Below are 16,011 nucleotides of genomic sequence, written 5' to 3'. Positions count from 1 at the left end.
CTGGCTCTTCGTTGTTTTGTGTGGATATCCCCATAATATTTTCAAAAAACCAATTCGGTCTTGGATTGGAAAGCATCTTATCCATAGGGAATGACGAAGAACCGAAAAATTAAATCTGAATACAACTGCTCCGAACCAGAGTATTATTCTGGAACCGGGTGTGTGAAACCGGCAGGGGAAAAGGAGAAACCTGCCGGTCTTTTGTTGAGTGTTTGTGGGATTTAGTGAGCTGAACACTATGAGAATAGGGCTTTCCTGTGAAAAAGAAAACCTTAAAGTTTAATCTGCTCATTAAACCGCAGTTCGCAAATTAAAAACGGAAGTATAAAAATGTTTCTGTAAATGTCGTGAATGAATAAGATATCGAAGTCACTAGACAAAGATCTCATTTTATAAAGACACGCCGAAGAGGCTTTACTTGCACACTCCTTTTTATGTGCGGACTATTTTTATTTTTCGTCAAGGCGGCAAGGTTAAAAACACGTTAAAAACCACAGTACTTCTCATTTTTGGCTGTACAATACAGTACTTGGTATCGTATATATACGGCTGTGGTAATATTACAGTACTGTAGTGCTTCAGAGGGATTGAAATGATAGACTTTGCCTGTAAAGAGTTCAAAATCGAAGACGTGATCAAGTGCGCCCTTAACCTTACAAAGGCTGACCTTAAGGTTATGAAGTACTTTTTAAATGAGAAAGAGCAGTGGGTTGACACTGAGTTTCTCTCAAAAGTCTTGAAGCTGGATATTTCCACAATCCAGCGCTCCGTCAAAAAACTACACGAAAAAGAAATTCTGCAAAGGTCGCAGCAGAACCTGGACGGAGGAGGCTACATTTTCAAGTATAAGGTCAACGCAAGGGCTAAAATAAAAAATATCATCATGACCGTGGTGAATTCCTGGGCTGAAAGGCTCGGACAGGAACTTGATAAATGGGAAAACGGAGGTTGATTCACTTTGCTTAAAATAACGCCCTACCTGGGAATTATAGTTCTTATCGTTTCCATAGGAGGGCTCTGGTATCCTGTACTCGGGTACTTCTTGCTACTGGTTTTTGCAGCACTCTTTCTGATTAGTCCTTTCAGAGGCCGGTGGTTCTGCGGAAATCTCTGTCCCAGAGGAAGTTTTGTTGATTTCTGGGTCAGCAAGATTTCAAGGAAAAAGAAGATACCCCCCACTCTGCGGTCCCTGTGGATCCGCCTGCCAATATTTTTCCTGCTAATGGGCTTTATGGGATACAGGATATCAAACGCTATTGATAGCCTCAATACTTTTGAGAAAATCGGCATGGTGTTTGTGATGATGTGCCTGGTAACAACTGCAATCGCAACCCTTCTGGGCAGTTACCTGAGCCCAAGAACCTGGTGTTCCTTCTGTCCTATGGGGACAGCTCAACGTCTGCTTGGTGGTAAAAAGTATCCTCTTAAACTCGAAAAGGAAAAATGTATTAACTGCAAGAAATGTGAAAAAGTCTGTCCCATGCAGATCAAAATCACTCAGGACGCTGCAAACCCAGACTGTATCAAATGTGGGCGCTGTGTGGACGTCTGCCCTAAAGACGCCCTGCAATTTTGAAGTTCTATGGTGATTAATTTTATTGGTACTATATAAATAGAAAAAACGGAATGACCCTGGACAAATATAATAAGTATTATTATCACCACTTATATAGTAAAAAATAGGGGAGCCGGAAAAGACTTCCGGAGTTTGACTTTAACATGACAAAATGTGCATACTGGAAAGTGTCTACAAATTAGCTAGATTAGGAGAAAAAACATGACCAGTCGCGTAGCGGAACTTTCAGAAGCTCAGAAAAAAGAAATCTCCGAACTCTTTGGGGAATATGTCAATCTTGACAAACGGGAACGCCATTATTACAACCACGATATGGGAGCTTTACCTCCACTTGTTAAGAAGGTAATTGGGGATACTAACCCTGCAGCTGTCGTAAAAATCCGGACCGAAGAAGACGCAGTAAAGCTCCTTAAATTCGCAAACAGGCATAAGATTCCGGTTGTACCCCGCGCAGGAGCCTCTTCAGGATACGGGGGGGTAATTCCGACAAAAGGAGGAATAGTTGCCGATGTTACACCACTCAATAATATCATAAGCATCGATACCGAAGGGCAGAAAGCGGTTGTGCAGAGCGGTATAATCTGGGAAAAGCTGGAAAGGAAACTAAAAGAAAAAGAGCTTTCATTACAAGCAATTCCTTCTAGCGCTCCTTCTTCGACAGTTGGAGGATGGTTGTCCCAAAGCGGGGCCGGTTACGGAAGTTATGAGTTTGGCTGGGGCCACGAAAGTATGGAAAAAGCCAGAGTTGTGCTTCCCACAGGAGAGATCCGGGAGTTTTCAGGCCCTGAACTGAAAAAGTTAATCGGGACCATGGGAACCATAGGGATTATTACTGAGATAACCCTGAAAGTCCAGAAGTTCGAAGAGAGAAAAGCTGTTTCTGTCAGTTTCCCAAGCGCTTCAGCCCTGAAAAAGGCAGTAGAAGAGATAAAAAGAAAAAATATCCCTCTCTGGTCAATTTCCTTCCTGAACCCCGAATGGGCGGATATGAAGAATAAAGCGCCCAGGAAACTCCACTATGAAGAAATAGTGGATAAAGACAGACCAGTGTTGCCGGTATCTTACGTTTCAACTTTCATGTACCCTGCCTCGAGAGACGTCTCCGGTCTGAGGGAAGCAATCGAAGGTGCAGGGGGGACAATCCTTCCGGAAGAAATTGCAAAATACGAGACCGATGAATGGTTCAAGTCCATGAAAGTAAAGAGGCTGGGTCCTTCGTTTATCCCGGCAGAAGTCCTGGTGCCTCTTGAGAAAATGGACAGTGCTTTTGAAGAAATCGGGAAGAAAATAAAATTGCCTGTGCTTACCGAAGGCATGGTTATAAGCGATGGGTATGTGGTTTTACTCTGTTTCATGCGCCATTCGGAGCGTTCCGTGCTCTTTAATACAGCTTTTGCTCTTTCCCTGAGCATTTTGAAAATTGCAGAAGAAAATGGCGGAAGAGCTTATTCTTCAGGGCTTTTCTTCGCTTCAAAGAGAAAAAGTGTCTTTGGGGAAAGACTTGCTGAAATAGAGGCCCTGAGAAAAGAAATTGATCCTAACGGTATCATGAACCCTGAAACCCTGGAGGGAAAAGGGCTCCTGAACACTGCAGTATCAATGGGCTCTGCCTTTGAACCTTTTGGCAGAATAGCCGGAAACATGTCAGGAATTGGCAAGGTTTCTTTCAAAGACGAGAAAGAGATCCCCGCAGAAGTCGCAGAACTTGCCTATTCCTGTTCTCAGTGCGGGTACTGCGTGAGCGAGTGCGACCAGTATTACGGCAGAGGCTGGGAGTCACAGTCACCTCGTGGAAAATGGTTTTTCATCAAGGAATACCTGGCAGGCCGGGAAAAACTTGACCAGAGACAGACAAATACTTTCCTTGCTTGTACTACCTGCCAGATGTGCGATTCCCGCTGTGAGCTTGACATGCCAATAGAACATGCCTGGATGACCATGCGAGGAAAACTTGTCCAGGAAAAGAAGAAGATGACCTTCCCGCCTTTTGAGATTATGGCTGCAAGCCTCTTAAAAGAAAGAAATATCTGGGCAAACTATAGAAAAGACCGTGATAAATGGGTTCCAGAGGACATCAGGGCAAAGATTAAGGATAAAGCCGAATACGCCTATTTTGCGGGATGTACAGCCTCCTTTGTTGAAAATGACGTTGCTATAGGGGCTGTCCGTATGCTTGATGATGCAGGAGTAGAGTTTACAAGTCTTTTAGACAAGGAAGCCTGCTGCGGAATTCCTATGCTTGTTGCCGGAAGATGGGACGTTTTTGAAAAAATAATGAGAATGAATGTCTCAAACATGAAAAAGAAGGGAGTAAAAACCGTAATCACTTCCTGCCCTGCCTGCTGGCTCATGTGGCATACGGTCTATCCTCAGTGGGCGAAAAAGCTGGGGATCGAGTATGGGCTTGAGGCAAAACATTACTCTGAAGTGCTCGTGGATCATCTCGATGTCCTCAAGCCAAAGTTTAAACAGCCTCTAGATAAAGTGGTAGCGTGGCATGATTCCTGCCACCTTGGGAGAGCAGGAGGCGAAATATACGAACCGCCCAGAGAACTGCTCAAAGCTATACCTGGAATAAAGTTCAGGGAACTGGAGTACAACCGGGAAAAAGCTCACTGCTGTGGCTCGGTTGTAAGCCTTATAGCCGAACCGCCGGTTGCATACAAACTGGGAGATATGAGACTCCAGGAAGCCCTTGATGTTAAAGCCGATATTATTGCAGCGCTTTGCCCTTGCTGTATTTTCCAGTTCCGTGTGGCAGCAAAGGAAGGCAACCTCAATATCCAGGCTCAGGATCTGGGAGCTCTTGTGGGCAGAAGCCTTGGATATAATATCCCTGACTCAACCTCCTATACCCTAGAATCGTGGGTCCCCTTTGAAAAGATGATCGACCTCATGCAGCCTGAGAATATGACCAACCTGATGGTTGAACTCATGCCTCAGATGATGGCCGCGATGCCAGCACCGCTTCAGGCAATGATGAAGATGGTCAAATATGTGCCTGGCATGGATGCCATGATGAAACCAATGATGCCGATTATGATGCCCAGGCTCATGCCGATGGTTATGCCGAAAGTCATGCCTGATATGCTCAAAGCTGTAGAAAAGAAAGTTCCTATGCCCGACTACATGAGGGAGCAGCTTCCTGACCTTATGCCAAAGGCTATGGATAACTTGATGCCGAATATGCTTCCGGAGCTTATTCCCTTGCTGACTCCACGCATGATTGAGTATATAAAGACGCATTAAGCATTGGTAAATGAAAACTCACTAACAATTAGTATGTGAGATCTCACTAACAATTAGTATGTGAGATCTCACTAACGATTACTATACGATAACGGTTCGTACAGGAGAGCTCACCAAAACTCTTTTCATATATCTTAAAATAGTTTATCGATTTCAAAATGAGTACTTTATTGAATGAAAAATAGTAATGGGTATGAATTATTGAAAAACGTAAGCAAAAGATATATTTCTATTTTTTCAAACGTGGAGAATGTACTCTCTTTTTCGGAATTAATCAATAACTCACGGATACGACCTGAAAAATCACTAACCAATGAATTTATTTAAAATTTCAGGTTTGTGAGCGTATTTTGGAATACGAAGTATTAGTCAGTTGAATATCCCAATTTACTTGCATGCAAAAGCTCTGGAAACAGCTTCATCCATAGAACTGCAATGATTATTGAACCAATTCCACCAATTAACACAGCAGGTACAACTCCAAACAGGGAAGCAGTTAGCTCGGACTCGAATTCTACCACGTTGATTTGATGTACCTATAGTCACGAGGCTAAAATCCGCTTGAGTGTGATATCAATTGAGTGCTTGACAAGTGCATTATCAACAAAGTCATTGAGGAATACTAATAAAGTGTTAGGCGAAAACTTATCTGGCACATTATTCATAATCCAGGGATAGGTTGAGTAATCAAAAGCAGCTTTAGTTGACATCAAAGGAGACATTGCATCACTGCTAAATGGGCCAATTGCGTCAAGTACTGATGTTGAGCATGCAATTACATCTGCAGTTGCAGTACCTTGAAGTTGCAGTACCGTGTAATCTTGACCTTCTGGTGGATAAAAACGCATTTGGTTCAATACAGTAAGAATTTTCTTCACGTTTGTAGTCGCATAATTGTCATTATAGGAATCGTACTTACATGCCTCATACTTATGCGTATTAGAATTTGCTTCTATCTGGTTCAGGAAAATCAAACGCTTGTTTTCATTTAGCAATTGTTTAATCATCGCACTTAAGTCGGTCTTATTCCCAATAGCTATATTAAGAGTGTTAGTAGCAGACTGAGCATCTGATACTAACCTCATAAGGTAGTCAGCATTTGGTTTCATCGAAGATTCTTCAAAGCCCTGGAAGTTGAGATTAACGACAACAATTTCACTGGGATGCTCTGAGAGCCATTTTAATATGTCGCACAAGAAACCATAGTAAGAATAACCTGGAACAAACCCATGCTGGTGGAGAATTTTGCCCTTAAATTCTGGAATGCTCTTAAGAGATCCATAACAATATCCCGGACGAAAATCGAAATACCGGATTCCCAGATCAAGCATGGTGTTAATATCATCTTTTTGCGTACAAGCTATGTTAATTACGATTCGCTCAAGATAATCAGTAATATCAGAAAAATTCATAGATTTACTCATAAGAGAGTCTTTAAAATGTGAGTGGAGTCGATTTAAGAAATCTTTATTTTTAAGTATGGACCTGGGATTGAAGATTTCAAACATTCCTGCATCATGAGCTCCAGGCAAAGCTAATACGTTTACTGGTCTTTCCAAAAACTTAGGTTCTTCACTGGCGAGGTCTTTCATCCATTCTGAATAATTTTTGGTGAGGTAAACATAGGAACGATCATGGTTGGTCAAATGAACCTCAATCGACCTGCTCCCACAGTCATAAAACCCATATGATAATGCATAATTATTGGTGATTATTGATTGAGTAGACATCATGTTATTTAAGTCGGAATTCAATAAATTACCCAGTAAATGATTAATCTCGGCAAAATGCTTAATAAGTACTTGTTTTTTATAAGCGATTGTCCAGGAGAAACTTCCACCATCATTTAAGATATTAATATGGAAGCTGCCCTTACACATTGGATGAGAATTAGAGAAAGAAACTGATTTTGAGCCAGAAGCATAAAAAGCGATGGTAAAATATTCATTATCCAGAAATACATAGCGTTCTATTCCTTTAGTTGACATAAATTTTTCTACTGGAATAATCACTTTTGATGACATACTTTCTCCCTGATGTTGTTATTTCAATTCTATCCATTTGTGTTTGGTTAAGGAATATGCCAAAGTCAAAATAACTATTGCAATGATCTATGCATCTCGATTTACATTTTTATGCATCTCGATTTACATTTTTATGCATCTCGATTTACATTTATAGGTTTACAGAAGTGGCAATAAAAATAACATATTTCTTATAGATTGTATCTTAACCGAATATAGAGTCAGATAATAAAAATATTTCTGAATTTTTTTTGATTTAAAAACAAACTTGGTTTTGATATGGGCCAAGTAACTGTTTTTTGGATGGCTTGTAACTGGCGGCGTTCAAAAGTTCAGTAAGGCCCGTGGATATGGCACCTAAGAATATTGGTCGTGTCCGCGAGTTATTGAGAAAATCTGAAAAACAGGCACGTTGCCAACCATATGGAAAAAATATACATGCATTTCAGTACTTATCGTTTTCAGGAACTTGCAGATGTGATCGGATTTTTGTAAACCGAATTTTGTAAACCGAATTTTCCCTTAAATTCACGCTTCCCGAGCCTATTCCCCTGCTGACTTCACAACATGATTAAGTATAAAAAAGCATTGAGGGTTCTTTGCACAAAATCTGTGAAGAAAAACACGAAGGGAGAACCTCAGAATCCCTTCAATCAATTTTTTAAGATTTTACTTTGTGAAAGCTACCGGCAGATTGTTCTTTTATGTAAGCCAGACTATTTTCACAAGCATTTCTTATTCCCAGACCAGCCAGGATTTGGAAATAAAATTAGTTTTGGATGAACTCATAGACATCTCAATCTGGATTGAAACACCTTGATGAGCTCATCCATAAATTAAGGTATTGTATTTACCGCGGCTTTGCCAATTCACCTTTACCTTTACATTCCTTGATGACATCGGAAAAGTTTGTGTATTCCCGGTCTGAACAAGACTCGAGAATGTTTATCACTTCACTACGAGCATTAAGTTTTTTAGCTTCCTCTACGAGTTGATTCCTTGTTGCAGGGAACTTTACATCTCTAAAAGCTTGCATAACATTCTGAATACCTTTGAATTCCTGGAGAACATCCGAAGAGCTGTGGTATTCCTTGTCTGGAATGTTTTCAATAGCTTGTATTACTTCGTTACGGGCATTAAGACTTTTAGCTTTATCAATAAGCTGCCATTTCGTAACAGGATATTTCATATCTTGAAAAGCTTGTAAAGCTTTTTGAATCGCATTATGTACTTCAGTAGCACTTTCCTGCATTTGATTTTTCCCCCGTATATTGGTTTGTTTTCTGTGGACGTATTTTTCTGTAGACGTATTTTTCTGTAGACGTATATTGGTCTGTTTTCTGTGGAATTTGTGGAGTTTGTCCACTTTCAATATTTTGATAAATTTGATACAATTTTACATCTACATCTGTTTGATTTATAATCCTTTTACGTGCCAGTGAAGGTGATTTCAAATTGTATCAACAAGGAGATTGTATTTATCTAATATAATATCTAGAGAAATATAAATAAGAAACCGATATAAATTAAATGTTGAGGTTATTCAGTCAACGTTATCATATATTTACTCAACAAATAGTATATTTCCAAAAAATCTCCTACTTTTTAGATGTACATATAAAAACAGAACAGTCTTAATGAACAGAACAGTCTTGATGAACAGAACAGCCTTACTAAACAGAACAGTCTTACCAAATATAACAATAAGTTGAAATTTTACATACCCTTGTTTCTCTGCTTGATATCCAATATTCCATCAGAAAGAATTCATAATCAATAGGAAAATGATAGTACTAATTAGAAAGATCAAAAATCAAAAACTAATTAATAAAAAGTATCTAGTGTCGTGAAAATTAAGTTATGAATCACCCGAATAAACGCAGAACTTCTTTACTCAAGGAACTTGATAATATAGGTTTGCTATGAATACCTATGCCCTTTAATGTTTCACAATTAAATTTTCATGACACCAGTTTCTTCTCGCCCACACATTTAAATCAAGCTATTTCTCACAAAATTTTGCATTCATCTATGAATTTTGTTATTTCCCGATCTGCTGTTCTACAGCTAATAAAAATAGGTTTTTTCGTAATTATGAGAGTAAGCTCAGATTTTCCATCCCATTCAAAACTTCCAGTAATCCCTTTTCCCGAAAGTTCTCCTTTGTTTCCCGGTGGAACGTCAATGCCGTAGTCTTGAAGCTTTTTCTTCATGCACTCAAACGTATCAGGTGTAATACCAGATACCTTCACGGGCTCACAAATATACCCCCCTATCTGTGCTTGAGCAGATCCAAGAGAAAAAACTAAGCACATCAACAGTAGAGAAACTATCAATTTTAGATTCATTCCATACCCCCTGCACGAAATTGTTCATTTGATTCAACTGAACATACTGATTTAAGAATATAAAACTGAGTAACATAAAAACTGAGTATAGAAGAATATAACTGATATTCCGATCCCCTGTCAAATTGGGATAACAATCACTGGATATTAGCCATTTTGCTAATATATTATTATAATTGCCAATATATTATTATAATTATACTTTTGTGAGTTGAAATTATACAAAAGTATCAAAAATGGGAATGTGCAATATAATAAAGTAATATAATAGATTAATAATATATCCCCGCTTATAAATAATTGCTCTTTATTAAAAACATGGAGCTTAGATACTATTCGAAGAGCGCTTGACCTACAAAACCTTACCAATCGGCAATACGCATGATAGGAAAGAATACACGATATTATAAACCTATTATAACTATTACAAAAGCCATTATTGACTTTTTGGATAGACTCTTAATACACCTGGAAGAAGAACCGAAAAAGGTATTAAGAGATTCAGGAGACCCTTTTTTTAAATTGAGATATTACGCTCCGGAGAAATTCTTATATAGAAGTGCTTGCATTAAGAATAGGAAATACGCACAAAGGTAACGTGCTCAGGAATACAACTAATAAAAATTCATAGAAATTCATATCATTAAAAGGAGATTAAAGCTTGGCAGCACAACCGATCTTTATTTTAAGAGAAGGCAGCAAGAGAACTCATGGTTCCGATGCCCAGCACAACAATATTATGGCCGCAAAGGCCGTTGCTGAAGCAGTAAGAACCACTCTTGGACCCAAGGGTATGGACAAGATGCTTGTAGACTCCATGGGTGATGTTGTTATCACCAATGACGGAGCAACAATCCTCAAAGAAATGGACATCGAGCACCCAGGTGCAAAGATGATCGTAGAAGTAGCCAAGACCCAGGATGCAGAAGTAGGAGATGGGACCACCACTGCAGCCGTACTTGCAGGGGAATTCCTGACAAAGGCAGAAGACCTGCTTGAAAGCGGAGTCCACCCAACAGTCATTGCAAGCGGCTACAGGCTTGCAGCCGATCAGGCTACAAAGATAATCGATACCATTACTATCAGTGCATCTCCCGAGGATACTGCAACTCTCGAAAAGATTGCAGCCACAGCCATAACAGGAAAAGGTGCAGAGGCTCAAAAAGAACATCTTTCCAGGCTTGCAGTCGAGGCTGTTAAGTCGGTTGCGGAGAAAAGTGAAGATGGAAAGATCACTGTAGACATCGAGGACATCAAGGTGGAGAAGAGACCCGGCGGAAGTATCAAAGATTCCGAGATTGTCGATGGTGTAATTGTCGACAAAGAGCGTGTCCACCCAGCCATGCCAGAAGTAGTGGAGAACGCAAAAGTCCTGCTCTTAAGCGTACCAATTGAGCTCAAGAAAACCGAGACTAAAGCCGAAATAAAGATCACCACTCCTGACCAGATGCAGCTCTTCTTAGACCAGGAAGAAGCAATGCTCAAGGAAATTGTGGACAAGGTAATCAGGACAGGCGCAAACGTTGTCTTCTGCCAGAAAGGAATCGATGACCTTGCTCAGTATTACCTGACAAAAGCAGGGATCTTTGGCATGCGCAGGGTGAAGAAGAGCGACATGGATAAACTTTCCCGTGCAACTGACGCAAAAATTATCACCAGCCTCGACGAAATTGAGGAATCTGACCTTGGCTATGCAGGGCTTGTAGAGGAAAAAGACGTTACAGGCTCAAGGATGACATTCGTTACAGGTTGCAAGGACAGCAAAGCTACCTCAATTCTTCTGCGCGGCGGAACCGAGCATGTAGTGGAAGGAATTGAAAGAGCACTCGAAGACGCTCTCAGAGTAGTGGGCGTTGCTCTCGAAGACCAGAAGATCGTTGTGGGTGGCGGCTCTCCAGAAATAGAACTGTCCCTCAGGCTCAAGGAATACGCAGCAACCCTTAAAGGCAGGGAACAGCTTGCTGTAATGAAATTCGCTGAGTCTCTCGAGATTATTCCCAGCACCCTTGCAGAAAATGCAGGACTTGACCCGATTGATATGCTTGTGGAAATGCGCTCTCAGCATGAGAAAGGCAACAAGCGCGCCGGCCTCAATGTTTACACCGGCAAGATCGAGGACATGTTCGAAAATAACGTTGTCGAACCCCTAAGGATTAAGACCCAGGCAATCAATGCAGCTACCGAAGCCGCAATTATGGTCCTCAGGATCGATGATGTAATTGCCTCATCCAGTCCAGCCAAAATGGGCGGCCCTGGAGCAATGCCAGGCGGCGGAATGCCTGAAGATATGATGTAAATTTGAATTATAAATTCAGGATTGTCGAAAATTTTCAGCATTCCTGAAACTTTCTTTTTTAATTTCAGAACAGTTATTCAGAAGAGTTTTCAGAAATCTTTTTTAAATCCTTTAGGAAACAAATTATAACTTCAGAGATTCCAAAACCAAAAAATCTAAAAAATTCAAAAAAGACGTTTTTGAGTATTTATACTGAATGATACTGAATTGCTAAAGTGAAAGATGAATTGGGTTCTTCGCCATTCCCTATGGATAAGATGATTTTCAATTCAAGCCCACAGTGGTTTTTATGGGAACATTATGAGGATATCCATACAAAACAACGAAGAGCTGAAAATTGTTACCTGGCTTCATAGCAGGAAATTTCCCTGGCGTCTACCAGGACTGGTTTCCCAAGCTCGCTTGAAATAACATTTCTTACTCTTGCCATACACCTGCACTGAAGCTGGATACGGGCTGACATAGCTTCTCGTTCTTCAATGTAGAAATCGTTCGAACTGACAATGGAATGGACAGAAATCTGCTTCTGTACAACCTTTGCTATGAGACCCTGAGTCCCATTCGTGAGATCCTGAAGGCTGGTAGAAGTCAGGAGAACGTTATCTCCTGCATTGAGCCCAAGTACTCCTACGAAGTTTTGAGGACTCCGAATCTCAAGAGTCCTGAGATGGTGTTTCTTCAGGACCTCGATAAGAGAATCAGCAATTCCTGTTAACGCGATGTACTCCATGGGATCACCCGTACATTGGGAACTCCTTCTTTACTTCTCCTTTCTGCTCCGCAGTCTGAACATCTTCAGCAAGCCTCTGGAGTTCAACCTCTATACGTTCAGCCTGCTCTATAAGCCGAACTGTACTTATTGAAAGCCCATATAGCTCGTTCAAAACTTCAATAACAGCAGAAGCAGCTCTTGGGTCAGGGTTCTGGGTCCTGGTAGCACCAAGCAAGCTAAATGCAGGAATTCCACGCAGCAGACATTCAGCCATTACACTACCTGAAATCCCAGAGATGGTTCCCATCTGGAAAACTTCTACTTTTTCCTTAATTTTGTCCAGCATCTCCGGGGTGGTGGCTGCCCCAAAGACTTTATGCCCTCCGTCCATTATGGCAATTCCTGCAATGGAAGCAATTTCTCTTACGTCAATAGACTCAGCCCAGTCCACCAGAGCATTACTAACATCGTAGGAGACAGTGTGACTGATTGGGATATCGGAGATTACAACAATCAGGTTATGTTCCACGCTTTCATAAATCCTCACAGGCATATTTATAAGCCCCTCGTAAAGTACTGCAATCGAGGGGAAATACCTTGATTCAATAGAGCCAATATATTCCATTTTCAATTCTTCTATCATATGTTGACTTGCAATATTCCCCACAAGTCCGATTCCGGGAAAACCTTCAATCAAAACAGGATTTTTTGACTGCACAGGTTTGGTAATAATCTTCACGTCGTTGTTGTCATAATCTGTATTTGACAAGTAACCACCTCAGAGAAATACAACCCCTATGATTATATCTGAGCTAATCCTAGATAAACAAGATTCTCAGCAGTCCGATCTACGTTAACTCCTGAACGCACATAATAAGAAATATATAATGAACCCGAGGCTCTGACCACCGAACTCTCTTTTTGATAAAAAGAGAATCTTTTTAATATATATCTTTTCTCCTGATAGAGAAAAATAACTCTGATAAAGAAAGATAATAAATTCAAATCTTCTCTTTCAACTTGAAAACTTAACAGAAACCTGATTCGATAAAAAACGCAAACGAAAAAAACATAATACACAAGAGAAACAGTAGACGAGTTCATAGAAAGAAACATCCGAATATGGGAAAACAGTTCATAAAAAAACATCAGGACACAGGAAGAGAGCTAATCGAAATAAATATCCGGATACAGTAAAAGAGCTAATCGAAAGAAACATTCGAACACAGGAAGAGAGCTAATCGAAAGAAACATCCGGGCACAGTAAAAAAGTTAATCGAAAGAAACATTCGAACACAGGAAGAGAAAAATCATGGAAAAATCTATTCTCTATTTTGACAGTGTAGGAGAGTCAAATACAGACGCCGTTATTACAGCAGCAGCGACAAGAGCGGCAGAACTTCAAATATCCCATATTGTGGTGGCAAGCACCAGCGGAAAAACCGCGCTAAAAATGGCAGAGGCTGTAAAGGGCAGCGGCATAAAAGTTATTGGAATAAGCCATCAGTACGGGCAGAATAAGAAAGGCGAATGGGAAGTAGAAGAGAAATACAAAAAGAAACTTGAAGAACTTGGGGCGGTAATAACCACTCAATCACATATATTCTCAGGAGTCGAGCGTTCAATCACAAAAAAATTTGGGGGATTTTCCAGAGTAGAAGTCGTTTCGGACACTCTAAGATCTCTCTTCGGAAAAGGCTTCAAGGTAGCCATTGAGGTCGCAGTTATGGCAGCCGACTCAGGCCATATCCCGGTTTCCGACAACACAGAGATTATAGCGATAGGAGGCACAAGGCATGGTGCAGACGTAGCGCTTGTGCTCAGGCCAGCCCACAGCGGAGATTTCTTCTCTCTTCAGGTTCGTGAGATTATTGCCATGCCGCGAGCTAAAGAAGATTAAGGTGAGAAAAAGACAAGAAAAACAAGAAAAGACAAGAAAAACAAGAAAAGACAAGAAAAACAAGAAAAGACAAGAAAAACAAGAAAAGACAAGAAAAAATAGGGGAAACATAAATCCTTGATACAGGTGATTCAGCTCTTCATTTGAGATCGATGAGGAAGCTCAGGTGATTTATTAGAATTACCCTGGCTTCTCGCTATTCCCCAAAGATAAATATATCTGAGAGACATCTATAACGCCGGCATGTCAGCAATATTTGAAATACTCGACAAGGATGCAGGCGGAAGGATAGGAAGGCTCAGGACTCCCCATGGAACTATTGAGACGCCTACCGTTATGCCTGTGATTAATCCAAATATTCAGCTTATTCCCCCGAAAGAAATGCGAAACTTCGGGGCAGAGATTCTGATTACTAATTCTTACATTATTTACCGCAAGGAAGAACTGAAAAGTGTCGCCCTGGAAAAAGGGCTGCATGGGCTTCTGGGTTTTGATGGGCCTATTATGACGGATTCGGGTTCTTTCCAGCTTTCTGTATATGGGTCCGTCGAAGTTACGAATGAGGAAATTCTCGGGTTCCAGCAAAAGATAGGAAGCGACATTATTGTTCCGCTGGATATCCCTACACCCCCTGATGTCCACTACCGACGGGCTGAAGAAGAACTTGCAATCACAGCTGAACGCCTTGAAGCGGCACGCAAGTTTATCCAGGGCGAGCAGCTTCTTGCAGGGCCAGTTCAGGGTTCAACATATCCTGAATTGAGGGAAAAAGCTGCTTCCCACCTGAAAGACCTTAATTTTGAAGTTTACCCACTTGGAGCAGTTGTCCCGCTCATGGAAGCCTACCGTTATGCGGAACTCGTTGACGTGATTGCTGCGTCTAAAAAAGGGCTCTCTCCAGCTTCTCCGGTCCACCTTTTCGGGGCAGGCCACCCAATGATGTTTGCCCTTGCAGTAGCCATGGGCTGTGATCTTTTTGATTCGGCAGCCTATGCACTTTACGCCAAGGACGGGCGCTATATTACTGTAAATGGAACTTACCACGTTGAGAAACTGAACTATCTGCCCTGTTCCTGTCCGATCTGTTCAAAGTACACGGCAGAAGAATTGAAAAAAGCCAATAACCGGGAAGAACTTCTGGGAAAACACAACCTTTACGCGACCTTTGCTGAAATCCGGCTGATTAAGCAGTGCATAAAAGACGGAAAATTGCTCGAACTTGTGGAGCAGCGCTGTCGTGCGCATCCAAAACTTCTGGATGGGCTGAAGAAGCTTTACACCCATTCTTCCTGGCTTGAGCAGCTTGATCCGGCTACAAAAGGCACCTTCTTCTACTGCGGACCGGAGTCCTCCTCCCGTCCCGAAGTCCTGCGTTTTGGAAAACGACTGGATAGGTTCAGCCTGCAAGGCTCGGTAATTATTCGGACATGGCCAGTAAAAGGAGAGAAAGATTACGACCAGATTCTTACTTTCAAAGCACCTTTTGGAGCGTTTCCTGCCGAAATGGAAGAAGTGTATCCTTTCAATGCTGAAGTTCCAAAATTTCCGGATTACGAATCACTCAATACAGCTCTTTCAAACACTCTTAAACTGATGGACCTGAACCCTGAAGCCGAGTTTACTTTTATTTGCGAGGAGGAGTTCAAGCACCCTCTAATTGAAGAAATAACAAAAAGGGCAAAACTGGTATACAGGAAAGATTGGAAAAAAGAATAAATATACAGGAAAGATTGGAAAAAAGAATAAATATACAGGAAAAATTGGAAAAAAATAAATTTTGGGTAGCCGATTAAGAGTACCGGATACTTTTAGTTCCTGATCCCTTGAAATCCTTAAATCTACTGGCAATCAAAACGTGCCTCAAAAAAGATAAAAAGAAAACTTTTTGAGGTGCAAATCTTTATAG

12 protein-coding genes are annotated in these 16,011 nt (G+C 41.0%); 6 read left to right on the top strand and 6 right to left on the bottom strand.

Annotation, left to right across the window (positions count from 1 at the left end):
* Positions 1-592 precede the first annotated feature (592 nt).
* The 3 genes from FXW07_RS09410 to FXW07_RS09400 all read left to right on the top strand — a co-directional run bounded on the left by FXW07_RS09410 (position 593) and on the right by FXW07_RS09400 (position 4,825).
* Positions 593-952: a TrmB family transcriptional regulator gene (locus FXW07_RS09410; protein ID WP_048116916.1), complete on the top strand. Its 360-nt coding sequence runs from the start codon at positions 593-595 to the stop codon at positions 950-952.
* Positions 953-958: 6 nt separating this feature from the next.
* Positions 959-1,576, top strand: a complete 618-nt coding sequence (locus FXW07_RS09405) for a 4Fe-4S binding protein (protein WP_229395207.1) — start codon at positions 959-961, stop codon at positions 1,574-1,576.
* 201 nt (positions 1,577-1,777) lie between these two features.
* Positions 1,778-4,825 carry an FAD-binding and (Fe-S)-binding domain-containing protein gene (locus FXW07_RS09400; RefSeq protein ID WP_229395206.1) on the top strand — a complete coding sequence of 1,016 codons (3,048 nt, stop codon included), beginning with the start codon at positions 1,778-1,780 and terminating at the stop codon, positions 4,823-4,825.
* A gap of 365 nt (positions 4,826-5,190) precedes the next feature.
* Here FXW07_RS09400 and FXW07_RS09395 read toward each other — a convergent pair whose 3' ends face one another.
* The 4 genes from FXW07_RS09395 to FXW07_RS09380 all read right to left on the bottom strand — a co-directional run bounded on the left by FXW07_RS09395 (position 5,191) and on the right by FXW07_RS09380 (position 9,197).
* Positions 5,191-5,346, bottom strand: coding sequence for a hypothetical protein (locus FXW07_RS09395; RefSeq protein WP_229395205.1), 156 nt, complete (start codon positions 5,344-5,346; stop codon positions 5,191-5,193).
* Positions 5,347-5,367: 21 nt separating this feature from the next.
* A complete protein-coding gene (locus FXW07_RS09390) occupies positions 5,368-6,849 on the bottom strand; it encodes a hypothetical protein (protein WP_229395204.1) in 1,482 nt (493 codons plus the stop codon).
* Positions 6,850-7,699: 850 nt separating this feature from the next.
* The gene (locus FXW07_RS09385; protein WP_048123492.1) at positions 7,700-8,101 is read right to left on the bottom strand and encodes a DUF2795 domain-containing protein; all 402 of its coding nucleotides are present in this window, start codon (positions 8,099-8,101) and stop codon (positions 7,700-7,702) included.
* Positions 8,102-8,858: 757 nt separating this feature from the next.
* Positions 8,859-9,197: a hypothetical protein gene (locus FXW07_RS09380; protein ID WP_229395203.1), complete on the bottom strand. Its 339-nt coding sequence runs from the start codon at positions 9,195-9,197 to the stop codon at positions 8,859-8,861.
* A 661-nt stretch (positions 9,198-9,858) separates the two neighbouring features.
* Here FXW07_RS09380 and thsA point away from each other — a divergent pair.
* Positions 9,859-11,493: a thermosome subunit alpha gene (thsA, locus tag FXW07_RS09375; RefSeq protein ID WP_229395202.1), complete on the top strand. Its 1,635-nt coding sequence runs from the start codon at positions 9,859-9,861 to the stop codon at positions 11,491-11,493.
* A 340-nt stretch (positions 11,494-11,833) separates the two neighbouring features.
* Here thsA and FXW07_RS09370 read toward each other — a convergent pair whose 3' ends face one another.
* Complete coding sequence (locus FXW07_RS09370; RefSeq protein WP_229395201.1) at positions 11,834-12,223, bottom strand: DUF473 domain-containing protein; 390 nt, start codon at positions 12,221-12,223, stop codon at positions 11,834-11,836.
* A 4-nt stretch (positions 12,224-12,227) separates the two neighbouring features.
* Positions 12,228-12,974: a proteasome assembly chaperone family protein gene (locus FXW07_RS09365; RefSeq protein WP_229395200.1), complete on the bottom strand. Its 747-nt coding sequence runs from the start codon at positions 12,972-12,974 to the stop codon at positions 12,228-12,230.
* A gap of 543 nt (positions 12,975-13,517) precedes the next feature.
* On the opposite strand from FXW07_RS09365, the gene FXW07_RS09360 reads away from it, so the two are divergent.
* Positions 13,518-14,105 (top strand): pyruvate kinase alpha/beta domain-containing protein, encoded by a 588-nt coding sequence (locus FXW07_RS09360; protein ID WP_229395199.1) that lies wholly within the window; start codon positions 13,518-13,520, stop codon positions 14,103-14,105.
* 243 nt (positions 14,106-14,348) lie between these two features.
* Entirely contained in the window at positions 14,349-15,821 is a 1,473-nt protein-coding gene (gene tgtA / locus FXW07_RS09355; protein ID WP_229395198.1) for a tRNA guanosine(15) transglycosylase TgtA, read from the top strand.
* The last annotated feature ends 190 nt before the right edge of the window (positions 15,822-16,011 follow it).

Source organism: Methanosarcina sp. DH1, assembly GCF_020804205.1.
In the GTDB taxonomy this organism is placed as follows: Archaea; Halobacteriota; Methanosarcinia; order Methanosarcinales; family Methanosarcinaceae; genus Methanosarcina; species Methanosarcina vacuolata.
Note: the sequence above shows the minus strand (reverse complement) of the source record. Positions and strands in the feature narration are given on the sequence as shown.

What these genes read in the sequence shown, in the direction of transcription:
- FXW07_RS09410 (WP_048116916.1), top strand. Translation starts at nt 593, where the DNA reads ATGATAGACTTTGCCTGTAAAGAGTTCAAAATCGAAGACGTGATCAAG.
- FXW07_RS09400 (WP_229395206.1), top strand. Translation starts at nt 1,778, where the DNA reads ATGACCAGTCGCGTAGCGGAACTTTCAGAAGCTCAGAAAAAAGAAATC.
- FXW07_RS09390 (WP_229395204.1), bottom strand. Translation starts at nt 6,849, where the DNA reads ATGTCATCAAAAGTGATTATTCCAGTAGAAAAATTTATGTCAACTAAA.
- FXW07_RS09385 (WP_048123492.1), bottom strand. Translation starts at nt 8,101, where the DNA reads ATGCAGGAAAGTGCTACTGAAGTACATAATGCGATTCAAAAAGCTTTA.
- FXW07_RS09380 (WP_229395203.1), bottom strand. Translation starts at nt 9,197, where the DNA reads ATGAATCTAAAATTGATAGTTTCTCTACTGTTGATGTGCTTAGTTTTT.
- FXW07_RS09370 (WP_229395201.1), bottom strand. Translation starts at nt 12,223, where the DNA reads ATGGAGTACATCGCGTTAACAGGAATTGCTGATTCTCTTATCGAGGTC.
- FXW07_RS09360 (WP_229395199.1), top strand. Translation starts at nt 13,518, where the DNA reads ATGGAAAAATCTATTCTCTATTTTGACAGTGTAGGAGAGTCAAATACA.
- tgtA (WP_229395198.1), top strand. Translation starts at nt 14,349, where the DNA reads ATGTCAGCAATATTTGAAATACTCGACAAGGATGCAGGCGGAAGGATA.